24 protein-coding genes are annotated in these 21,339 nt (G+C 33.3%); all 24 read left to right on the forward strand.

The window, feature by feature from the left end; all coding sequences use genetic code 11:
* The first annotated feature begins 1 nt into the window (after window position 1).
* The 24 genes from ASE21_RS06510 to ASE21_RS06625 all read left to right on the forward strand — a co-directional run bounded on the left by ASE21_RS06510 (window position 2) and on the right by ASE21_RS06625 (window position 21,332).
* Window positions 2–469, forward strand: coding sequence for a hypothetical protein (locus ASE21_RS06510; protein WP_057121795.1), 468 nt, complete (start codon window positions 2–4; stop codon window positions 467–469).
* 28 nt (window positions 470–497) lie between these two features.
* Complete coding sequence (locus ASE21_RS06515) at window positions 498–902, forward strand: hypothetical protein (protein ID WP_057121796.1); 405 nt, start codon at window positions 498–500, stop codon at window positions 900–902.
* On the forward strand, window positions 902–1,900 hold the full coding sequence (locus ASE21_RS06520) for a BtrH N-terminal domain-containing protein (RefSeq protein WP_057121797.1): 999 nt from the start codon (window positions 902–904) through the stop codon (window positions 1,898–1,900). The genes ASE21_RS06515 and ASE21_RS06520 overlap by 1 nt, the downstream gene beginning before the upstream one ends.
* Window positions 1,901–1,907: 7 nt before the next feature.
* Window positions 1,908–2,660: an ABC transporter ATP-binding protein gene (locus ASE21_RS06525; RefSeq protein ID WP_057121798.1), complete on the forward strand. Its 753-nt coding sequence runs from the start codon at window positions 1,908–1,910 to the stop codon at window positions 2,658–2,660.
* A complete protein-coding gene (locus ASE21_RS06530) occupies window positions 2,650–3,930 on the forward strand; it encodes an ABC transporter permease (RefSeq protein WP_057121799.1) in 1,281 nt (426 codons plus the stop codon). The genes ASE21_RS06525 and ASE21_RS06530 overlap by 11 nt, the downstream gene beginning before the upstream one ends.
* Window positions 3,905–4,354 carry an acyl-CoA thioesterase gene (locus ASE21_RS06535; protein WP_057121800.1) on the forward strand — a complete coding sequence of 150 codons (450 nt, stop codon included), beginning with the start codon at window positions 3,905–3,907 and terminating at the stop codon, window positions 4,352–4,354. Before ASE21_RS06530 ends, ASE21_RS06535 begins: the two co-directional genes overlap by 26 nt.
* Before the next feature lie 132 nt (window positions 4,355–4,486).
* Complete coding sequence (locus ASE21_RS06540; RefSeq protein ID WP_057121801.1) at window positions 4,487–5,629, forward strand: beta-ketoacyl-[acyl-carrier-protein] synthase family protein; 1,143 nt, start codon at window positions 4,487–4,489, stop codon at window positions 5,627–5,629.
* A gap of 26 nt (window positions 5,630–5,655) precedes the next feature.
* On the forward strand, window positions 5,656–6,270 hold the full coding sequence (locus tag ASE21_RS06545; RefSeq protein ID WP_128414663.1) for a hypothetical protein: 615 nt from the start codon (window positions 5,656–5,658) through the stop codon (window positions 6,268–6,270).
* 10 nt (window positions 6,271–6,280) lie between these two features.
* Window positions 6,281–6,814, forward strand: coding sequence for a hypothetical protein (locus ASE21_RS06550; protein ID WP_057121803.1), 534 nt, complete (start codon window positions 6,281–6,283; stop codon window positions 6,812–6,814).
* Between the two features lie 2 nt (window positions 6,815–6,816).
* Window positions 6,817–7,434 carry a hypothetical protein gene (locus ASE21_RS06555; protein ID WP_057121804.1) on the forward strand — a complete coding sequence of 206 codons (618 nt, stop codon included), beginning with the start codon at window positions 6,817–6,819 and terminating at the stop codon, window positions 7,432–7,434.
* A 2-nt stretch (window positions 7,435–7,436) separates the two neighbouring features.
* Complete coding sequence (locus ASE21_RS06560; RefSeq protein ID WP_057121805.1) at window positions 7,437–7,694, forward strand: phosphopantetheine-binding protein; 258 nt, start codon at window positions 7,437–7,439, stop codon at window positions 7,692–7,694.
* A 133-nt stretch (window positions 7,695–7,827) separates the two neighbouring features.
* On the forward strand, window positions 7,828–9,030 hold the full coding sequence (locus tag ASE21_RS06565; RefSeq protein WP_057121806.1) for a beta-ketoacyl-[acyl-carrier-protein] synthase family protein: 1,203 nt from the start codon (window positions 7,828–7,830) through the stop codon (window positions 9,028–9,030).
* Window positions 9,027–10,088 carry a beta-ketoacyl synthase N-terminal-like domain-containing protein gene (locus tag ASE21_RS06570; RefSeq protein WP_057121807.1) on the forward strand — a complete coding sequence of 354 codons (1,062 nt, stop codon included), beginning with the start codon at window positions 9,027–9,029 and terminating at the stop codon, window positions 10,086–10,088. Before ASE21_RS06565 ends, ASE21_RS06570 begins: the two co-directional genes overlap by 4 nt.
* Window positions 10,085–10,861 (forward strand): polysaccharide deacetylase family protein, encoded by a 777-nt coding sequence (locus ASE21_RS06575; protein ID WP_057121808.1) that lies wholly within the window; start codon window positions 10,085–10,087, stop codon window positions 10,859–10,861. The genes ASE21_RS06570 and ASE21_RS06575 overlap by 4 nt, the downstream gene beginning before the upstream one ends.
* Entirely contained in the window at window positions 10,851–11,483 is a 633-nt protein-coding gene (locus ASE21_RS06580; protein ID WP_057121809.1) for an outer membrane lipoprotein carrier protein LolA, read from the forward strand. Before ASE21_RS06575 ends, ASE21_RS06580 begins: the two co-directional genes overlap by 11 nt.
* Window positions 11,449–12,084, forward strand: a complete 636-nt coding sequence (locus tag ASE21_RS06585) for a hypothetical protein (protein WP_057121810.1) — start codon at window positions 11,449–11,451, stop codon at window positions 12,082–12,084. Before ASE21_RS06580 ends, ASE21_RS06585 begins: the two co-directional genes overlap by 35 nt.
* Window positions 12,085–12,122: 38 nt before the next feature.
* Window positions 12,123–12,725: a porin family protein gene (locus ASE21_RS06590; protein ID WP_057121811.1), complete on the forward strand. Its 603-nt coding sequence runs from the start codon at window positions 12,123–12,125 to the stop codon at window positions 12,723–12,725.
* Window positions 12,725–13,339, forward strand: a complete 615-nt coding sequence (locus ASE21_RS06595; RefSeq protein WP_057121812.1) for an outer membrane beta-barrel protein — start codon at window positions 12,725–12,727, stop codon at window positions 13,337–13,339. The genes ASE21_RS06590 and ASE21_RS06595 overlap by 1 nt, the downstream gene beginning before the upstream one ends.
* A 3-nt stretch (window positions 13,340–13,342) precedes the next feature.
* The gene (locus tag ASE21_RS06600; RefSeq protein ID WP_057121813.1) at window positions 13,343–13,984 is read left to right on the forward strand and encodes an outer membrane beta-barrel protein; all 642 of its coding nucleotides are present in this window, start codon (window positions 13,343–13,345) and stop codon (window positions 13,982–13,984) included.
* A 7-nt stretch (window positions 13,985–13,991) separates the two neighbouring features.
* On the forward strand, window positions 13,992–14,363 hold the full coding sequence (locus ASE21_RS06605) for a 3-hydroxyacyl-ACP dehydratase (protein ID WP_057121814.1): 372 nt from the start codon (window positions 13,992–13,994) through the stop codon (window positions 14,361–14,363).
* A 2-nt stretch (window positions 14,364–14,365) separates the two neighbouring features.
* Complete coding sequence (locus ASE21_RS06610; protein WP_057121815.1) at window positions 14,366–14,851, forward strand: hypothetical protein; 486 nt, start codon at window positions 14,366–14,368, stop codon at window positions 14,849–14,851.
* 18 nt (window positions 14,852–14,869) lie between these two features.
* On the forward strand, window positions 14,870–16,054 hold the full coding sequence (locus ASE21_RS06615; protein WP_057121816.1) for a DUF2062 domain-containing protein: 1,185 nt from the start codon (window positions 14,870–14,872) through the stop codon (window positions 16,052–16,054).
* Window positions 16,055–16,136: 82 nt separating this feature from the next.
* Window positions 16,137–19,814 carry a 1-acyl-sn-glycerol-3-phosphate acyltransferase gene (locus ASE21_RS06620; RefSeq protein WP_057121817.1) on the forward strand — a complete coding sequence of 1,226 codons (3,678 nt, stop codon included), beginning with the start codon at window positions 16,137–16,139 and terminating at the stop codon, window positions 19,812–19,814.
* Window positions 19,815–21,332: a phytoene desaturase family protein gene (locus ASE21_RS06625; protein WP_057121818.1), complete on the forward strand. Its 1,518-nt coding sequence runs from the start codon at window positions 19,815–19,817 to the stop codon at window positions 21,330–21,332.
* The last annotated feature ends 7 nt before the right edge of the window (window positions 21,333–21,339 follow it).

A 21,339-nucleotide genomic window follows, 5' to 3' on the forward strand; every position in this document is an offset into this window, starting at 1 on the left:
TATGATTTTGAATACCGGAGTTGACATACAAAATTATTTACCGCACAGGGCACCAATGCTTATGGTCGATTTAATTTTGGATATTGATGCCAGCTTCGTAGAAACCACATTTTTGATAAAAGAAGACAATATTTTTGTTCAGAATAATGTTTTTATCGAAGCAGGTTTAATAGAAAATACGGCGCAGACTTGTTCGTCTATTGTTGGAAAAAAATATTATTTTGACGAAAACGGAACAGAAAATGAGAACGTAAATGTAATTGGATTTATCAGCGCTTTAAAAAATGTAAAAATTCATTCGCTGCCAAAAGTCGGCGAAACTATAATTACAAAGGCAGATTTGGTTTCAAAATTTGTCGGCGACGATTACACTTTATGCACGATGAGCTGTCAAAGTTCTGTCGAAGACCAAATACTCATAGAATGCGAAATTAATTTGTTTATTCAAAAAACAGTTTCCGTTTCGTAATAATCCCACTTGAAAACATAACCAGGTAATGGAAAAAGATAAAGTACCTCAGGATAAAAGCAACTTAACAAAAAACAACGTTAAAGAACTTTTGTACGCAACAGATGAAAATGGTAATTATACCACAACCTTAAGTACAGGATGGGAACCTAAAGCAATCGCACTTTCTAATTCAATCGATGAAATAAACGAAAGAATTGCCGATGCCAGACAACAAGTTTTAAATGGCGAAGTAAGCCCTATTGTTTATTTTATGGAAGTCAATAAAATGGATCTTACGATTTTAGCAAGCTATGTAGGATTCTGGAAATGGCGTGTAAAAAGACATTTTAAACCAAGTGTTTTTGCAAAACTAAACGATAAAATTCTGCAGAAATACGCCAATACATTTGAAATTTCAATTGAAGAATTAAAAAACAGCATCACCAAATAATGGAATTAACTTTCACACATCATCAGTCTGCTCATTGTGAGAATGGAGTAGCGTCGAATCTGCTAAAAAACAGCGGACTAAACATCAGCGAACCGATGGTTTTTGGTATTGGCTCTGGATTATTTTTTGTATATCTGCCTTTTATAAAAGTCAATTATGCTCCGGCAATTAGTTATAGAACGCTGCCCGGACAGATTTTTAATAAAGTAGCCAACCGTTTAAATTTAAAAATAAAAAGACAAAAATTTTCATCGGTATCAAATGCCAATAAAGCATTAGATGAAAATCTAAAAAATAATATTCCAACAGGATTACAGGTTGGAGTTTACAATTTAAGTTATTTTCCGGACGAGTATCGTTTTCATTTTAACGCACACAATTTAGTTGTTTACGGAAAAACCGAAACTGATTATTTAGTCAGCGATCCGGTAATGGAAACTGTGACGACTTTAACGCATGAAGAACTGGATAAAGTTCGTTTTGCAAAAGGAGCTTTTGCGCCTCGCGGACAAATGTATTATCCAATTCAGGTTCCAAAAGATGTGAATTTAAAAAGCGCCATCATTAAAGGAATCAAAAATACCTGCCGCGATATGCTGGCACCAATGCCAATTGTAGGCGTTCGCGGAATTAAATTTGTTTCTAAACAAATTAGAAAATGGCCTGTAAAACACGGCACTAAAAAAGCCAATCATTATTTGGCACAAATGGTTCGTATGCAGGAAGAAATTGGAACTGGAGGCGGTGGTTTCCGTTTTATTTATGCAGCATTTTTGCAGGAAGCTTCGGCTATTTTAAATAATGAAGAACTAAAAGATCTTTCTAAAGAAATGACAAAAATTGGCGATTCATGGCGCGATTTTGCCGTCGAAGCATCCCGAATTTATAAAAACAGAAGCGCCAAAGAAGACGCTTACAACACTATTGCCGATGAACTTTTGGACATTGCCAACAGAGAAGAATTTTTTTTCAAAAAACTAAAAAAAGCTATCAGCTAAATATATTTTGCAGTCTATAATTAAAATAGAATCCCTTTCGAAAAAGTACAAAGAAGCAGACCAGTATTCTTTGAACGATGTTTCGCTGGATATAAATGAAGGAGAAATTTTTGGTTTACTCGGCCCAAATGGTGCCGGAAAAACAACCTTAATTTCAATGCTCTGCGGATTGGTTAAACCAACTTCGGGACATTTTACAATTGATAATTTAAGTTACTCTGATCATTCTTCAAAAATTAAAAAAATCATAGGTGTTGTTCCTCAGGAATATGCCCTCTATCCTACTCTTACGGCCAGAGAAAACCTGCATTATTTTGGAAGTATGTACGGCATAAAAGGTTCTGACTTAAAAGATAAAGTAATCGAAACTTTAGAACTTTTAGGACTTTTAAAATTTGCCGATAAACGGGTCGAAACTTTTTCGGGCGGAATGAAACGCCGCGTAAATTTAATTGCCGGAATTCTGCATCAGCCAAAAGTTTTATTTTTAGATGAACCAACTGTTGGCGTTGACGTTCAGTCTAAAAATGCTATTATAGATTATCTGAAAGTGTTAAACCAAAACGGAACTTCTATTATTTATACTTCGCATCATTTGGCTGAAGCCGAAGATTTCTGTACCAATATTGCCATTTTAGACCAGGGCCGAATTTATGCTAAAGGAACGCCGTTGAGTTTAATCGATTCTGTTGAAGACGCCCGAAATCTCGAAGACGTTTTTATTTCATTAACCGGTAAAGCTTTGAGAGATGCTGTATAAAATCTGGATGTCTATTGTAAAAGAATTTTTACTGCTTAAACGCGATTTAGGCGGATTGATTATTCTTTTTGTCATGCCATTAGTTTTGGTCGTTACTGTTACATTAATTCAGGACAGCACTTTTAAAACGGTGAGCGATTCCAGAATTCCAATTTTATTGGTAGATAATGACAAAGGTTCGGTTTCGAAGACTGTTTTTGATAATTTAGAAAAAAGCAATTTATTCAGCGTTGTAACACAGCTCGACAATAAAACCATTACCGAAGATGCTGCCCGGGAAAATGTTTACAAGGGAAAATTTCAATTGGCGATTATAATTCCTAAAAATTTAAGTTCTGATTTACAGGAAAAAATTGATCAGAATGTCGAAAAAATTGTAAGCGCAATTGGTTTAACAGACAGCGTTTCTCAAAATAAAAAAAGAATAATTAAAGAAAAAGAAGTAAAGCTGTATTTTGATCCGGCGGTTCAGATGAGTTTTAAAAATGCGGTCATGAGTTCTATCGACAAAATGATTTCGCAAATCGAAACCAAATCAATTTACACTACTTTTCAGAATCAGTTAGGAGAAGGAAATGCCGATTTTGAGCAAAAAAGTTTCATTTCTTTTAAAGAAATAATTCCGAAGATTAACAATAAAGAAGTCCGTCCCAATTCGGTTCAGCACAACGTTCCGGCGTGGACACTTTTTGCGATATTTTTTATTGTAATTCCGTTATCGATTAATATTGTAAAAGAAAAATCGCAGGGAACTTTCGTTCGATTAAGAACAAATCCTGTTTCCGGATTAGTTGTAATTATAGGTAAAACAATTACTTACTCGATAATTTGTATGATTCAGTTTTATATGATGGTTGCAGTTGCCGTTTTCCTATTTCCATCCATCGGACTTCCTTCTTTAAATATTGAAGGACATTTAGCAATGATGAGCGTTGTGGCGCTATTTTCTGGTTTTGCCGCAATTGGATTCGGAATTTTATTAGGAACAATTGCAAGCACACAAGAGCAGTCGGCACCTTTTGGAGCAACAAGTGTGATTATTTTAGCAGCAATTGGCGGAATCTGGGTTCCTGTTTTTGCTATGCCGAAAATAATGCAGATTATTGCCAGATCATCACCAATGAACTGGGGATTAGATGCTTTTTATGATGTTTTGCTTCGTAATGTTTCTTTCCTGGAAATTATCCCAAAAATAAGTTTATTATTTTTGTTTTTCATTCTCACCACAGCCATCGCATTATTTTATGATAAAAAGAAAAGAGCAGTTTAACGAGGTCGAAGGTTTAACCGTTTCACACGAAATCAGGATTCGTTTTAACGAAACTGATCCGCTTGGAATTGTATGGCACGGCAATTATATCACCTATTTTGAAGATGGACGTGAAGCGTTTGGCCGTCAGCACGGACTTACCTATTTAGATATTGCCAAAACAGGTTACACAACTCCAATTGTAAAATCGACCTGCGAGCATAAATTGTCCCTGCGTTACGGCGATGTAGTAACCATTGAAACAACAGTTGTTGATACGCCTGCAGCCAAAATAATTTATCGTTTTAAAATTATTGATGACAAAGGAGAAATTGCCTGCACCGGAGAAACAGTTCAGGTTTTTTTGGATAAGGAAGGAAATTTAATGCTGACAAATCCTCCTTTTTATGAGGAATGGAAAAGAAAAGTGGGATTGTTAATGTAAGTTTAGCCACTAATTACACAAATTTCACAAATTATAAATCTGCATTAATCTGTAGAATCTTTGTGAAACCTTTAGAGAAAAGTAAATCCGCTTAATCTGCAAAATCTGCGAGAGATTTAAAAAAAAAATAAAATGTTAAAAGAAATATATATTACCGAAACGAATTGTATCACGCCATTAGGTTTTGATGCAGCATCTAACGTCGAGGCAATTCTTCGCGGCGATTCGGGAATTCAGCTTCATAATGATATTTCTTTGATGTCAAATTCATTTTATGCTTCGATAATTCATGATGAAAAAATAAATGGCGCTTTCGCGGAAATCAGTTCAGGTACTAAATATTCGCGTTTAGAAAAAATGATGATTTTGGCTTTACAGCCAATTATTAAAAATTCTGGCGCCGCATTAAATTCAAAAACAGCGTTTATACTTTCTACAACTAAGGGAAATGTAACCGCTTTACAAAATGATTCAGAAGAAAATTTTAATAACGCGCATTTAGATGTTTTAGCAAAAAATATTTCAGATTTCTTCGGATTCCAGACACAGCCAATTGTGGTTTCAAATGCCTGCGTTTCGGGAATTTTAGCTGTTTCAGTTGCGAAGAGAATGATTCAGTCTGAATTGTATGATCATGTTTTTGTGGTTGCCGGTGACGAAGTTTCAGAATTTGTTTTATCTGGTTTTAATGCATTTCAGGCGATGAGCGAACTGCCTTGCAAACCGTATTCTAAAAATAGAACGGGCGTAAGTTTAGGCGAAGCTGCTGCTGCAGTTTTAGTTTCGGCGGAAGCCAAAAACGCTAAAATAAAAGTGATCGGTGACAGTTCGATAAATGATGCGAATCATATTTCGGGTCCGTCAAGAACAGGTGAAGGTTTGTTTAGAAGCATCCAAAATGCTTTAAAAGAAGCTCAAATGGATGCCGATAAATTAGATTATATTTCAGCCCATGGAACTGCAACTCCTTTTAACGACGAAATGGAAGCGATTGCTTTTAGCCGTTTAGGTTTACAAAATGTTCCTGTAAATAGTTTAAAAGGATTTTACGGTCATACATTAGGTGCTTCGGGATTATTGGAAACGGTTATTGCGATTGAATCAGCAAATCGAAATATGCTTTTTGAATCGAAAGGCTTTGATGAAATTGGCGTAAGCGAAAATATAAATGTGATTGAAAAGAATGAAGAAAAGAATGTTGATTTCTTTTTGAAAACAGCTTCTGGTTTTGGAGGTTGTAATACGGCTGTGGTTTTTGAGAAGGTGAAACACTAATTGCACTAATTTTCCACGAATTGAAAATGAAACTATCAAAATTCATATTTATAACTCTAATTCTTCTTTCATCATTTGGATGTAAAAAGAAAGAAGTGTCTGAATCTGATTTTGAAAAAGAGGTTTTAAACAGCGTTTTTGTTGAAATTGTAGATTCTATAAATATGGACCGAAGAATCATGTATCCTCCGCCAAGTCCAAAAATAGTAAATTTTAAAACTGGTCAAACAGACACAATTGGATATCATGCAATTTTAAAAAAATATTGGCACGAACAAGACAGTATTAAAAAGGATAAAAATAGAATCTTAATTGCCGTTTATGATTTTATTGAAAACAATAAAATTAAGGATGATAAATTTGACTTAACCCCTTTTAAAAACAATAAAAAATATGATTTTCAATATATGTCCAAATTTCCTGAAGAGCGATTTTGGGATATAAATGACAAAAAAAGTTCACTTCCTGTAGGCACAATATCAATTTCTAAAATTCATTTTAATAAAACTAAAACATCAGGAATTTTAAAAGCAAGTGCTTCATGTGGCGGTGGGAGATGCGGACGAGGATTTGAAATTACAATTAAAAATAAATCCGGAGAATGGCATATCAGTAAAATTATTGATACTTGGGTTTCTTAAAATTTTAAATATGAGAAGTTTAAAAAACTTAAATATTCAAAAAAGTATAGAACAAAGTAAATTAATCTATTCCGAAGACTGGTTAGACAAATTTGATAAAATGATCGTTTATCTGTTTTATAGCTGGGGTTTTCTAATGCCTTTTCTGGTTTACTTTAATCCTTATCGCGATTATTCTAAAACCGGAATTGAATTTTATCTGCTTTTTATTTTTAGCTTTTACGCTTTGTATGTTATTTATAGAAAAGCAACTGAAAAACAACTTTCAAAAATTGAAAGTAAATTTGATGCTGAAAAAAACAGATTTCTTATAAATGAATATTGTAAAGTAAAAGGATTTGAAAAATATAGAGATGCAAAAAATATAATCATTTATAATAACTTAAATTATTTGGCTATTAATGCCAGATTTCAAACCAGTAGAATATTTATTTTAGATAAAAACAATATCTATTTGACAATGATAAAAGAGAATCAAAAATTAAATGTTCCAGTTCTTTTTTCACAAATAAGTTTAAAGAGAGATATTAAAAAGCTCTGTTAAAAATGGCTCAAAACAAAACCAACATACAATCCTACATCAAAATCGAAAACAACGAAATTGTTCTCAACGGCGAATATATATTCAAAATAGAACCAACAGATTTTGCGGACTTTGCCAAACAAGCGTATCGAAATTTCGAAATGCAATATCCAAAGTTCTTCAAAATGGACGCTTTGAGCAAACTCGCTTTTTTAGGATCAGAATTACTATTAAGTCCAATTACCTCAACGGAAGAGGAAAATAATATCGCATTGGTTTTGGCCAATAAATCGTCGAGTTTAGATACCGATGTAAAATATCAGGAATCGATTTCAGACAAAGAAAATTATTTTCCGAGTCCAGCGGTTTTCGTTTATACACTGCCAAATATCTGTCTGGGTGAAATAAGTATTCGTCATCAGCTGAAAAGTGAAAATTCTTTCTTTATATTTGATGCTTTCAATACCGAATTTATGTTTAACTATTCGAACATATTGTTAAACACAAATAAAGCAGAAAAAGTTTTGTGCGGCTGGGTAGAACTTTTTAATGACAATTATAAAGCTTTTCTTTGCGTAATGGGAACAGATGAAAATTCAAAATTTAAAAACGAAACGATCAATACTTTATACAATAAATAATCATGGAAGCATTAAAAGCAGAATTAAAAAACAAAATTATCACTACTCTTAACCTTGAAGATATTGCAGTTGAAGATATTGCAGATAACGATCCTTTGTTTGGAGACGGTTTAGGTTTAGACTCAATTGATGCTCTTGAATTAATCGTGATTTTAGATAAAGATTACGGAATCAAATTAGTAGATCCAAAGGAAGGAAAAACAATTTTCCAGTCTATCGAAACTATGGCGGCGTACATTAATGCTAACAGAACGAAATAAGACTTCTTAGACTGGCTTAGATTTTTAGACTTCGTAGACAATGCTTTCAAAAAATCTAAGAAGTCTATTATCTAAGTCAGTCTAAAAAAATCTAAGAAGTCTAAGCAAGTCTAAAAAAAATCTAAGAAGTCTAATGGCAAAAGGTGTTGCAATAACGGGAATGGGAATAATCTCTTCGATCGGGAATTCGGTTGAGGAAAATTACCATTCGTTAATCGAAAATAGAATCGGGATTTCCCGTATCTCGAATATTTCTACAGTTCATGCAGATGTTATTAAAGTGGGTGAAATTAAAAAAACCAACGATGATCTCATCAAAGAATTGAAATTGAACGATGATAACAATTTTTCGAGAACCGCTATGATTGGTACTTTGGCAGCAAAACAAGCTGTAAAAAATGCCGGAATCACATCGATCAATGAATTTAGAACCGGACTTATTTCGGCTACAAGTGTGGGCGGAATGGACATGACAGAAAAGCATTATTACGATTATTTTGAAAAACCGGAACTGGTAAAATATATTACCTGTCACGACGGCGGCGATGTCGCCGATAAAATTGCGGAAGAACTGGGTTTAAAAGGAATGGTTTCGACCATTAGTACGGCTTGCTCTTCTGCTGCAAATTCTATTATGCTTGGTGCAAGACTTATTAAAACCGGAAAACTGGACCGCGTAATTGTAGGCGGTGCCGATGCTCTGTCAAAATTTACCATCAACGGATTTAAGACTCTGATGATTTTATCAGACGATTACAACAAGCCTTTCGACAATAACAGAAAAGGATTAAATCTTGGAGAAGCTGCCGCTTTTTTGGTTTTAGAATCAGATGAAATTGTCAAAAAACAAAACAAAAAAGTTTTGGCCAGAGTTTCTGGTTATGGAAATGCCAATGATGCATATCATCAAACAGCTTCTTCAGAAAATGGGGACGGTGCTTATTTAGCAATGAAAAAAGCTTTTGAAGTTTCGGGCTTAGAACCTTCTCAAATTGATTACATCAACGTACACGGAACTGCAACACCAAATAACGATTTATCTGAAGGAAGAGCTTTACGCCGAATTTACGAAAATGAAAACGTACCTGATTTCAGTTCAACCAAACCTTTTACCGGTCACACTCTGGCAGCGGCGGCGGCAATTGAAGCTGTTTTCAGCGTTTTGGCAATTCAGAATAATGTCGTGTATCCAAATTTGAACTTTGAAACACAAATGGAAGAATTCGATTTGACTCCGCAGACTTCTTTAAAAAATGCAACTATCGAACATGTTTTATCTAATTCTTTTGGATTTGGAGGAAACTGTTCCACTCTTATATTTTCGAAAAGCGAATGAAAAAAACATATATAAATGGAGTAGGCTGTATTTCGACTCAAAAAACATTTGATACTGTTTTTTTGGAAGAAGCCCATATAAACCACGACGAAAATGTACTGGCAATAGTTCCGCCAGCGTATAAAGAATATATTGCTCCGGCTGCCAGCCGCAGAATGGCAAAAGGTGTAAAAAACGGAATCGTAGCTTCGGCTTTGGCAATGAAAGATGCTGATGTCGAAAAAGTTGATGCCATTATTACCGGAACGGGATTAGGATGCATCGAAGATTCTGAAAAATTCCTGAAAAGCATTTTAGATAATAAAGAAGAATTTTTAACACCAACTTCATTTATTCAGTCCACACATAATACTGTAGGTGCACAAATTGCTCTTTTACAACAATGTAAAGGTTATAATTTTACGTATGTAAACGGCGCTGTTTCATTTGAATCGGCACTTTTAGATGCTAAAATGCAGATTGAAGAAGACGAAGCAAATTCAATTTTGGTGGGAGGTGTTGACGAAAATGGCGATTACACCACTGCTCTTTTCAAATTAAACGGACGCATCAAAAAAGATAATTCGGGACCTTATGATGTTTTGAGTTCTCATACAAACGGAGCTGTTTACGGAGAAGGTGCCAGTTTTTTTGTTTTAGAAAACGAAAAAAAAGAAAACACTTACGCTGAACTTCTGGATATTGCAATCGTAAACACACTGGAAGTAAACGAAGTAGAAACTGAAATAAAATCTTTTTTAAAATCAAATAATTTAGAAATTTCAGATATCGACGCTTTGGTTTTAGGTTTTGACGGAAATGCTTCTTTCGAAAATTATTATAAAAATCTTGCTGAAAATTCGTTTTCAAAAACGCCTGTTTTGTATTACAAACATTTGAGCGGAGAATACGATACAGCTTCGGCTTTTGCTTTTTGGATGGCTTCAAAAGTTTTAAAAACACAGGAAATTCCAGAAATTATAAAAGTAAATTCGGTTACAAAACCAGCTTATAAAACCATTTTATTGTACAATCAATTAAACGGAAAAAATCATAGTTTTACGTTACTTTCAAAATGATAACGCATAAAAAAGTCACCATTTTTTTTATATCCTTGTTACTTTTTTTATTTTTATTAAAAGCTGATAAAGGAATTAACGAATTATGGTTTTTAGTAGTTGCTTTGCCTTTTCTTGCCATTACTATTTATGGAACAGCAAGAATTTCATCTAATTATATTGTAAAGGCTTTTTGCAATAATCCATTAGAAAAAGAAAAAAAAATTGCTTTGACTTTTGATGATGGTCCGAGCGTTTATACTTTAGAAGTTTTGGAACTTCTGAAAAAATACAATGCCAAAGCGACTTTTTTCTGTATTGGGAAAAACATCGAAACGCATCCTGAAATTCTCCAAAAGGTTATTGATGAAGGGCATTTAGTTGGAAATCATTCTTATTCTCATTCTAAGTTTTTTGATTTTTACACAGAACCAACTATAAGAAAGGAACTTCAAAAAACAGATAAGCTTCTGGAAAAATTCACTTCCAAAAAAATAAACTTCTTTCGTCCACCTTACGGAGTTACGACGCCATCGATTGGAAGAGCTTTAAAAATTACCGGACATAAAACAATTGGCTGGAATATTCGTTCTCTAGATGGAGGAACAACAAATGTAGAATTGATTTTGAATCGAATTAAAAAACGAGTTTCTCCAGGCGGAATTGTACTTTTGCACGACACGGGATCGCACTCTGTTTTGGTATTGGAACAGTTTTTGCAATTTTTACAGCAAAATAATTATGAAGTGATTTCGATTGAAGAACTTTTGAATCTTAAAGCTTATGCAGACTAAAATATATCTATTCTTGTTTTTAATTATCGGCGGTTTCAGTTTATCTGCTCAGGAACAAAAAATGACCGATGGCGAAATTGCATCTTTTAAACAAGATGTAAATGTCGTTGCCAAAAAAATCAAAACTTTAAGTACTGATTTTGTTCAGTACAAACATTTGGATTTTCTTTCGAAAGATATTGAAACATCCGGAAAAATGGTTTTTAAGGAACCTGCACTTTTGCAATGGCAATACAAAAAACCATACAATTACAGCATCGTTTTTAAGAATGGGAAAATCCTCATTAACGACGAAGGAAAGAAAAGCGCCGTAGATATTGGCAACAGTAAAATTTTTGCGAGAATTAATAAATTAATCGTGGGAAGCGTAAGCGGAAACATGTTTGACGATAAAGAATTTACGATTTCGTATTTTAAACTGAAAGGCCAGAATCTGGCAAAATTTATTCCGAAAGATGCTACGCTGAAAAAATACATCAAACAAATTGAACTTACATTTGATAAAGAAGAAGCAACTGTGGTTCAGGTAAAATTGTTAGAATCATCTGAAGATTACACTAGAATTGTACTTAAAAATAAAGTAATCAATGCAAAAATCGACGATTCAGTTTTTACTAATTAATTGCTTTCTGGCAATTTTTTTAATTTCTTGCGGCTCGGTCACAAAAAATTATAATCCTAAAAAATTAGACAAAACGTCTTATCAAGTTCCCTATTTTTCAGATTCAAAAACGGATTATGTTTACAAAACCAATATAGCTGTTTACGGAAATGAGTTGTCGGGAATTTTCATTGCAAAAAAAATAAATGACACGACACACCGAATTGTTTTTACGACTGAATTTGGAAATAAATTAATGGATTTTGAAATTTCTGAAAACGATTTTAAAGTCAATTCGATTGTTTCAGAATTAGACCGGAAAATTTTAATCAATACTTTAAAAGAAGATTTTCGACTGCTTTTAAAAAAACAATATTTGATTCAGGAACAGTTTGAAAACGAATCGGATAACATCTATAAATCGGCAGATGGCAAGCGGGACAATTATATTTTTATCTCCAAAAAAGATCAAAAATTAGAAAAGATTGTTCATGCCTCTCAAACAAAAGAAAAATTTACGCTGTTTTTCAGTTCAGAAAACAATATTTTTGCGGAGAAGATTCAGATTATTCATCAGAATATTAAGCTAAAAATCGAACTAAACTATTTTAAATCAGAATAGAAAATTTAAACTAACCATAAAATTAAACTAATCAAAAGATGAAAAAAATAACCTTAATTGCATTCGTTTTATTTATCGGACTTGTAAAATCACAAGCACAGGTAAAAGTCAGCCCTGGACTCAGAGGCGGTTTAAATTTATCAACATTAACCAATATTGATTATAACAGATCTAAAACTGATTTCTATATTGGCGGACTGGTAGACATCAAATTTAACAGATATTTTTCATTGCAGCCTGAGATTACTTATTCAAGACAAGGTGATGAAGGAAGGGAATATTTTGGAAACGGCAATAGTTATCGCTATGTTAATTATGAATTAAACTATCTTACGCTTGGTGCGGTTGCCAAATATCACTTTGGCGGTAAAGGATTTCATGTTTTGGCCGGTCCATCTTTAGATATAAAAGTTGGCGATAATTATATTAACAGCAGTCCTGAAGGTTTTGACCTTGCAATTGTTGGAGGTGTTGGTTATACGCTGCCAAATGGATTAACTTTTGAAGCGAGAATTAAACAAGGAATGATCGATATTTATGGTTATGACGGAATTGATAATAATAACGATTATTATTATGATGACGTTATTTTAAATCAGGTTTTCCAAATCGGGATAAGCTATACTTTTAAAGTAAAATAATGAAGAAAATAATTGCAGCCGCTTTTGTTTTATTTGCCGGAATTTTTAACTCAAAAGCGCAGGCAGCTTTTAATCCTGGTTTAAGGGCAGGTTTGAGTTTGTCTACAATTTCAGAAACACATGCCAATTACAGACCCGATTTTTATATTGGTGCTCTTGGAGAAATAAATATCTCGAAACGATATTCTTTACAGCCCGAAATAAATTACATCCGACAAGGATCTGATAATGTAGCCAGAAATTTTATTGACCCTAATACAGATACTGAAAAAACAGTTTATCAGGATTTACAAATAAGTTATTTGTCGATTGATTTAATTAACAAATTAAAATTTGGGCAGGGTTTTCAGGTACAATTTGGTCCTGCTTTAGATGTCCTTTTAAATGACAATTTAGCTTTTAGAAAAACATACAATGATCTTTCGTTTGTTACCGGTGTTGCTTATAAAATGCCCTCAGGACTTGGTTTTGAATTCAGGTTTAAAAAAGGTCTTTTTGATGTTTTAGACAGCGATTACTATTATAACAATTCTAACGACCATTATTTTTTTGGCGATTACAATACTAATGTCAATTTTCAAATTGGAATCACCTATTCTTTCAACGTAAAATAAAATATGAATATTAAAAATTTAGTACTTATCGCATTTGCTTTTTTTGCTTTTACCAAAACACAGGCTCAGGTAACTTTTAAACCGGGGATTCAGGCCGGAGTTAATATCGCTAAAATAACAAATACGGATCTGGGTAATAAAACAGATTTTTACATTGGAGCTTTCGGAGCTTTAAAACTGGGGCGCGTTTATACATTACAGCCTGAATTAACGTATTCAAGACAAGGTGGAAAAGGAAATGCAAACATGGGTACAACCAGCACTTACATTCCAGAAACAAACTCATATATAACCACATATGACAGTGGAACTGTAAATGCTTCATTGCAGTATATTTCAGCACTTACTATAAATAAATTTAATTTTACTCAAGATTTTTATGCATTAGCCGGACCTTTTGCCGATATTTTAATTGCTGATGATATTAAAACTACCCCTAAAAATAAAGAGTATAATTTTAATAAGGGCGATGATATTGATTTAGGAATAATTGCCGGATTAGGATACTGCCTTAAAAATGGGATTGGATTTGAAGCAAGAGTAAAAAAAGGATTTACAAATGCTTTTATAAATTATTATGATGAAAGCGGCGACAGCAATAATTTAGTGTTTCAGTTTGGTGCCGCATATACATTCGGAAAATAATAAAATTATGGTTTTAAAAGACTTTTACAAAGTACTTTCGGAAGAGAAAACAGGAGATGCTAAATATAATTTTCGTATATTAGTTAATGCCAATCATGAGGTTTTTAAAGGTCATTTTCCCGGAAACCCAATTATGCCGGGCGTTTGCATGATTCAGATTATTAAAGAACTTGTGGAGTCAATCACAAAAAGTTCCTTGATTGTACAAACGCTTTCGAATGTAAAATTCATGGCATTAATTAATCCGGAAACAAATCCGGAGCTGCGTTTAGAACTTGACATAACAACCACAGAAGATGATTTGGTAAAGGTGAAAAACACCACATATTTTAACGAAACCACTGCTTTAAAATTAAGCAATGTGTATAAAAAATTATAATTATGAAATTACTATTGTCATTACTTTTATGGATAAATTTTGCCGGAACTCCAGATTTGGCTTCTATCCGAAAGATGTATACTGATGTTGCAAAATCAGAAACAAGTGCTAAAGAATTTACTGAAAAACTTGCCGGCGTTTCTGCCAGCGATGATAAAGTTTTAGTGGCTTACAAAGCCGCTTCAATTTTATTGGATTCGAAGTTTGCAGATAAATTAAAAAACAAAATTGACCGCTTTAAAGAAGGTGCAAAACTTTTGGAATCTACCATAAAAAGCGAACCAAATAATATCGAAATCAGAATGATTCGATTAAGTATTCAGGAAAATGTTCCCGGAATAACTGGTTATAAAAAAAATATTAAAGAAGATAAAAAATTCATCGCGGCGCACTATGCTGAGCAAAATGCAGCTTTGAAAGATTATCTAAAAGACTTTGTTTTACAATCTAAAAGTTTCTCTGAAAAAGAGAAGCAGTTTGTAAAATAAACTCCTGAAAAATTCTCAATGAAACCTATTTTATCAAAGCAGGAATTGCTCGATTCAACTTCTTTTTGTGTTATTGTTCCAACTTACAATAACCAGAAAACATTGAAAAAAGTGTTGGATTCTATTTTAGATTTCACTCAAAATATTATTATTGTCAACGATGGTTCGACAGATGAAACGAGTGAAATTTTAAAACAATATTCGCAGTTTACTCAAATTCATCATCCTGAAAATTTAGGAAAAGGAAGAGCACTGCGAAATGGTTTTAGAAAAGCGATTGAACTAAATTTTCAATACGCAGTAACGATAGATTCTGACGGCCAGCATTTTGCTGCTGATATTCCGGTTTTTATTGAAGAAATTCAAAAAGAACCCAATTCGCTTTTAATTGGAAGCCGAAACATGACGCAGGAAAATGTTCCGAAAAAAAGTAGTTTTGGTAACAAATTTTCGAATTTCTGGTTCAAGTTTGAAACCGGAATTGAACTTCAGGACACACAATCCGGTTTTAGATTATATCCGTTAAAATTAATTCCAAACCGATTTTACACCAATAAATTTGAGTTTGAAATCGAAGTAATAGTTCGTTCAGCCTGGAAAGGAATTGTGGTAAAAAATATTCCTATTCAGGTTTTATACGATCCTGCAGAACGAGTTTCTCATTTTCGCCCTTTCAGGGATTTTACCAGAATCAGCATTTTGAATACTGTTTTGGTTACAAATGCCCTGATCTATATTAAACCCCGCGATTTTTTTCGACGGGCAAAAAAAAAAGGTTTAAAAAAATTCTTCCTTGAAGATATTTTAGAAAGCAGCGATTCTAATTTCAAAAAATCGGCTGCAATTGCTTTGGGAATTTTTATCGGAATTTCTCCTTTCTGGGGATTTCAAACGATCCTTCTTTTTACTTTTGCCGCTTTATTCCGCCTTAATAAAGTCATTGCATTTTTGTCGTCAAATGTGAGTTTTCCTCCATTTATTCCGCTTATCATTTACGGTTCTTTAAAAACAGGAAGCTTTTTTGTCTCCAGCGATGCGCCTTTAATTTTAGATAGTTCTGCGACGCTCGATGATATTCAAAAAAACGCTGCGCAATATATCGTCGGAAGTCTTATTTTAGCATCCGTTTTAGCACTGTCAGCTGGTCTCATTAGTTATTTGCTTTTAACTGCTTTTAGTTCTAAAAATAAATCAAATATTTAAAAAGTTTTGCCACGAATTTCACCAATTAACACAAATTAATTCGTGAAAATTCGTGAAATTCGTGGCGAAAAAATCAACAATCATGCATCAATACTTCTACGCCATTCATTTATTTGTAAACCGAAGAAAATCTCTTTCGGTTCTTTTGGCCGTTTTGATGCTTTTAGTATTTGGCTTTTTTGCTTCCCGAATTAAATTTGAAGAAGACATTACCAAACTTATTCCAACAAACGACAAAGCAGATGCAACTGCAAAAGTTTTAAAACAATTAAATTTTGCAGATAAAACGACGGTTATTTTCAAACTCGAAAAAAATGGTTCTGAAGATGATTTAAAAGAAATGGCAACAGCTTTTTCAGACAGCGTTTCTCAATCCTGCAAACCTTACATAACCGGAATTCAGGGAAAAATAGACGAAGAAAACATTCAGGAAACTATTGATTTTGTTTATAACAATCTGCCGTTTTTTCTTGAAGATAAAGATTATACTGCCATTCAAACTAAACTTCAAAAAGACAGTATTGCAGTAACAGTTCAGGGAAATTACAAATCGATTATTTCGCCTTCGGGATTTATAACAAAAGATTTTATCCTGCAGGACCCGCTTGGAATTTCTTTTATTGCTTTAAAAAAATTGCAGCAGTTAAATATTGGCGACGATTTTACGCTCGATAATGGTTTTGTGATGACAAAAGATAAAAAGAAATTACTGCTTTTTATAACGTCTGATATTTCTTCGAGCGAAACCGAAAAAAATACCCTCTTTGCCGAAAAACTAAAATCAATTCAGCAAAATTTAAATACAAAATTTAAAGGAAAAACTTCAATCAGTTATTTTGGTCCGGCTTTAATTGCGGTTGCAAATGCTAATCAAATTAAGAGTGATATTGTTTTAACAACAACAATCGCCATGATTACCTTAATGCTGATCCTGATTTTGTTTTACAGAAAAATATTCATTCCGTTAATTATTTTTCTGCCAACCGTTTTCGGAGCTTTATTTGCCGTTGCATTTTTATATTTTGTAAAAGAGCAAATTTCAGCCATCTCACTCGGAATCGGATCTATATTATTAGGAATTACAATCGATTATTCGCTTCATATCCTCACACATTACAAACATAACAGCGACATCAAAACATTGTACAAAGACATTACAATGCCGGTAATTATGAGTAGTTCTACAACTGCTGTTGCTTTTTTATGCCTGCTTTTTGTAAAGTCTGATGCTTTAAATGATCTCGGAATTTTTGCTGCTGTAATTGTTATGGCATCGGCAGTTTTCTCGCTTTTGATTGTTCCTCATTTGTACAAACCAAAAGAAAATAATTTTGAACACAAGAAAAATGTGATCGATAAACTCGCTCATTTTTCTTTTCACAACAACAAATTCTTAATTGGATTTTGTGTCATCATTACCATCATCTGCTGTTTTACTTATAATGATGTTGGTTTCAATAATGATTTGTCTCAATTAAATTTTGTGCCAAAAGAAATTAAAGCCGCAGAAAAACAATTGGAAGAAAGTACAAGCCTGACTTCAAAAACCATTTATGTTGCGGCCTATGGAAAAAGCATGGAAGAAGTTTTGCAAAACAACAGTCAGCTTTTTGCTGATTTATCAAAAGCAAAACAACAAGATAAAATATTGAATTTTAGTTCTGTCGGCGGAATCGTAATTTCGAAAAAAGAACAGGAACAAAAAATTCAAAAATGGAATTCATTCTGGAGCTCCGAAAAAAAGCAGTTTTTAAAATCACAATTAATTGCTGAAGGTTCCAAACTAGGTTTTAAGCCAGCCGCTTATTCGTTGTTTTTTGATCATTTAGATTTTGATTTCAAACCTATTTCGACAGACGATTATTTAAAAATCAAAGCTTTGCAGCTGAAAGAATTTATAACCGAAAAAAATGGTTTTTATACGATTTCAACCTTAGTAAAAGTCACGCCTGAACAACGCGATAGTTTTGTAAAAGCTGCTTCTTCTAAAGAAAATTTAATTGCAATCGACCGTCAGCAAATGAATGAAACTTTTTTCAGCACATTAAAAACTGATTTTAATTCGCTTGTAAATTATTCTTTTGCAGCCGTGATTTTGATTTTATTTTTCTTTTTCAGAAGAATCGAATTGGTTATTGTAAGCTGTATTCCAATTGCTTTAACCGGAATCGTAACCGCCGGAATTATGGGGATTTTTGGTATTCAGATGAATATTTTCAGCATGATTGTCTGTACCCTGATTTTTGGTCACGGTGTCGATTTTAGTATTTTCATGACAAGTGCTTTACAGAAAGAATATACCAACGGAAAAAATGAAATTGCCATTTACAGAACTTCAATTATTCTGGCAGTAATTACGACTATTTTAGGAATTGGAGCGATGATTTTTGCCAAACATCCGGCGTTGCGTTCTATTTCGTCCGTTTCATTAATTGGAGTTTTTGCGGCCTTAATTATAACGTTCATTTTTTATCCAATTCTGTTTAAATTATTTTTATCAAACAGGCCGAAAAACGGAAACCCGCCTTTTCAGTTGCGCACTTTTGTTTTCGGCGTTACTTCATTTTTCTACTACGGTTTGGGTGGTGTTTTAATGTCGATTTTCAGTTTCACACTAATGCCGATTTTGCCGCTCAGCAAAAAAACAAAAATGAAAGGTTTTAGATATGTCGTTTCAAAATACATGAAATCGGTATTATATTCAAATCCTTTTATACACAAAAAAGTCGTTAATAATTTTAATGAAACTTTCGAAAAACCAGCCGTAATTATTGCCAATCATTCTTCGTTTTTAGATATTTTGTCCATCGGAATGCTGAGTCCGAAAATTATTTTTCTGGTAAGCGACTGGGTTTACAACTCTCCTATTTTTGGCGGTGTTGTCAGAAAAGCTGGTTTTTATCCGGTTTCTGAAGGACTAGAAGGCGGCGTTGAACATTTGCGTAAAAAAGTAAACGAAGGATATTCGTTAATGGTCTTTCCGGAAGGAACACGTTCAGAAAATAATGTAATTAAGAGATTTCATAAAGGTGCTTTTTTCCTTGCAGAAACATTTAATTTAGATATTATTCCAGTTGTTATTCATGGTGCTTCAGAGTTAATTCCGAAAGGCGATTTTGTCATTCACGACGGAATTATAACAGTTACAATTTTAGAAAGAATTACTCCTGAAAATAAATCTTTTGGAAATAATTATACCGAAAGAACAAAACAAATAAGCGCCTATTTTAAGGAACAACACCGCAAAATTCGGGAGCAGTTAGAAGGTCCGGATTATTTCAAAAAAATGCTGATTAACAGTTACGATTATAAAGAAATTGAAATTGGACATGCCGTAAAAAAAGATCTGAAACAGAATTTAGAAATTTATTTCAATCTGAATAAATACATTAATCCTAAAGCTAAAATTTTGCATCTTGGCAATGATTACGGACAATTGGATGTTTTACTGGCGCTGCAGGAACCGCAGCGAAAAATAGTTTCTTTTATTAATGATGAAGAAAAATCTGCTGTTGCAAAAACCAATTATTTCCTGAAAAAGAGAAAAATATCTTATCTGGAGCAGCTGGATTCTCTGGAAGAAAACCAATATGAAATTGTTTTAATTTCTGATGAAAATTATGCTGCTGATCTGGAAAAAGTCATTTCGGCCTCTTCAATAATTTTAGTTAATTCATCGAATTTAAAAACAAAATTGACTGATTATGGTTTCGAAATTGTATCGCAAGAAGATGCCATAATTGTATTAAATAAAAAATAAATGAAAGAGCATTACGATGTCGTAATTGTTGGCAGCGGTTTAGGCGGATTGGTTTCGTCTATTATTTTAGCTAAAGAAGGCTACAGCGTTTGTGTGCTCGAAAAGAACAATCAATATGGGGGAAATCTCCAGACTTTTGTTCGCGATAAAACTATTTTTGATACCGGAATCCATTATATCGGAGGTTTGAGTGAAGGTCAGAATCTGAATAAATATTTTAAATATATCGGTATTATGGATCATCTGAATTTGAAAAAATTAGATGAAAACTGTTACGATATGATTTCTTTTCAGGATGATGAAAATGAATATCCGCATGCGCAGGGTTATGAAAATTTTGCCAGCCAGCTTGCTGTTTTTTTCCCCGATGAAAAAGAAAATATTGACAAATACTGCGAAAAATTACAAACGATCTGCGATGCTTTTCCTCTTTATAACCTGAACTGGGAAGGAAAATACGATAACGAGATTTTGTCATTAAACGCAAAAGACATTATTGATGAATGCTCTCAAAATGAAAAACTCAGAGCGGTCCTTGCCGGCTCCAATTTTCTATATGCCGGAATACCGGATAAATCGCCGTTTTACGTTCATGCCCTTTCTGTAAACTCTTATATTCAAAGTTCATGGCGGTGCATTAACGGCGGCAGCCAGATAACAAAACAACTTTTGAAACAACTTAAAAAATACGGCGGAGAATTCTATAAATACAAAGAAGTTACGCGTTTTAATGTGGCAGATAATAAAGTTGATTTTGTAGAACTAAAAAACGGATCGAAAGTTTTTGGCACTATGTTTATTTCAAACATTGAACCCAAAACAACTTTAAAAATGGCCGGCCAGGAAAATTTCAGAAAAGCTTTTGTCAATCGCGTACAAAGTCTTGAAGGAGTGATTTCTGCCTTTAGTTTGTATATCGTTTTTAAGCCCGAAACTTTTAAATATATTAATCATAATTTTTATCATTTCAGAAAAAGCAGCGATGTCTGGACTGCACATGATTATGATGAAAATTCATGGCCTAAAGGTTTTATGGCATCGATGAATGCTTCAAAAAAAGAAGAAATCTGGGCCGAAGGAATGACCTTTATAACTTATATGAAATATGAAGATGTTGCGCCCTGGGCCGACACTTTTAATACAACTGCAGAAGAAAGCGACCGCGGCGAAAGTTATGAGGAATTCAAATCTAAAAAAACAGCCAAATTTTTAGCCGAAATAGAGTTAAAATTCCCGGGAATTAAAGATTGCATAAAATCAATTCATACTTCTACGCCACTTTCTTACCGTGATTATATTGGCGGCTACAACGGAAATATGTACGGTTATGTGAAGGATTCTAACCATCCGATGAAAACTTTAATTCCGGCAAAAACCAAATTGGATAATTTGTATCTTACAGGACAAAGTATAAATATGCATGGTGTTTTGGGCGTTACAATTGGAGCAGTATCTACTTGTTCTGAAATTATTGGCAAAGAATATCTGGTTACCAAAATCAACTCCGAATCTGAATAAAAAATCC

Source organism: Flavobacterium sp. Root901 (assembly GCF_001429765.1).
GTDB lineage: Bacteria > Bacteroidota > Bacteroidia > Flavobacteriales > Flavobacteriaceae > Flavobacterium.

Bases quoted from the DNA above. Each gene is read 5' to 3' on its own strand.
- ASE21_RS06555 (WP_057121804.1), top strand. From the start codon at position 6,817: ATGGCTCAAAACAAAACCAACATACAATCCTACATCAAAATCGAAAAC.
- ASE21_RS06550 (WP_057121803.1), top strand. From the start codon at position 6,281: ATGAGAAGTTTAAAAAACTTAAATATTCAAAAAAGTATAGAACAAAGT.
- ASE21_RS06605 (WP_057121814.1), top strand. From the start codon at position 13,992: ATGGTTTTAAAAGACTTTTACAAAGTACTTTCGGAAGAGAAAACAGGA.
- ASE21_RS06515 (WP_057121796.1), top strand. From the start codon at position 498: ATGGAAAAAGATAAAGTACCTCAGGATAAAAGCAACTTAACAAAAAAC.
- ASE21_RS06565 (WP_057121806.1), top strand. From the start codon at position 7,828: ATGGCAAAAGGTGTTGCAATAACGGGAATGGGAATAATCTCTTCGATC.
- ASE21_RS06540 (WP_057121801.1), top strand. From the start codon at position 4,487: ATGTTAAAAGAAATATATATTACCGAAACGAATTGTATCACGCCATTA.
- ASE21_RS06590 (WP_057121811.1), top strand. From the start codon at position 12,123: ATGAAAAAAATAACCTTAATTGCATTCGTTTTATTTATCGGACTTGTA.
- ASE21_RS06610 (WP_057121815.1), top strand. From the start codon at position 14,366: ATGAAATTACTATTGTCATTACTTTTATGGATAAATTTTGCCGGAACT.
- ASE21_RS06520 (WP_057121797.1), top strand. From the start codon at position 902: ATGGAATTAACTTTCACACATCATCAGTCTGCTCATTGTGAGAATGGA.
- ASE21_RS06585 (WP_057121810.1), top strand. From the start codon at position 11,449: ATGCAAAAATCGACGATTCAGTTTTTACTAATTAATTGCTTTCTGGCA.
- ASE21_RS06625 (WP_057121818.1), top strand. From the start codon at position 19,815: ATGAAAGAGCATTACGATGTCGTAATTGTTGGCAGCGGTTTAGGCGGA.
- ASE21_RS06600 (WP_057121813.1), top strand. From the start codon at position 13,343: ATGAATATTAAAAATTTAGTACTTATCGCATTTGCTTTTTTTGCTTTT.
- ASE21_RS06535 (WP_057121800.1), top strand. From the start codon at position 3,905: ATGATAAAAAGAAAAGAGCAGTTTAACGAGGTCGAAGGTTTAACCGTT.
- ASE21_RS06615 (WP_057121816.1), top strand. From the start codon at position 14,870: ATGAAACCTATTTTATCAAAGCAGGAATTGCTCGATTCAACTTCTTTT.
- ASE21_RS06545 (WP_128414663.1), top strand. From the start codon at position 5,656: ATGAAACTATCAAAATTCATATTTATAACTCTAATTCTTCTTTCATCA.
- ASE21_RS06570 (WP_057121807.1), top strand. From the start codon at position 9,027: ATGAAAAAAACATATATAAATGGAGTAGGCTGTATTTCGACTCAAAAA.
- ASE21_RS06510 (WP_057121795.1), top strand. From the start codon at position 2: ATGATTTTGAATACCGGAGTTGACATACAAAATTATTTACCGCACAGG.
- ASE21_RS06575 (WP_057121808.1), top strand. From the start codon at position 10,085: ATGATAACGCATAAAAAAGTCACCATTTTTTTTATATCCTTGTTACTT.
- ASE21_RS06580 (WP_057121809.1), top strand. From the start codon at position 10,851: ATGCAGACTAAAATATATCTATTCTTGTTTTTAATTATCGGCGGTTTC.
- ASE21_RS06560 (WP_057121805.1), top strand. From the start codon at position 7,437: ATGGAAGCATTAAAAGCAGAATTAAAAAACAAAATTATCACTACTCTT.
- ASE21_RS06530 (WP_057121799.1), top strand. From the start codon at position 2,650: ATGCTGTATAAAATCTGGATGTCTATTGTAAAAGAATTTTTACTGCTT.
- ASE21_RS06595 (WP_057121812.1), top strand. From the start codon at position 12,725: ATGAAGAAAATAATTGCAGCCGCTTTTGTTTTATTTGCCGGAATTTTT.
- ASE21_RS06620 (WP_057121817.1), top strand. From the start codon at position 16,137: ATGCATCAATACTTCTACGCCATTCATTTATTTGTAAACCGAAGAAAA.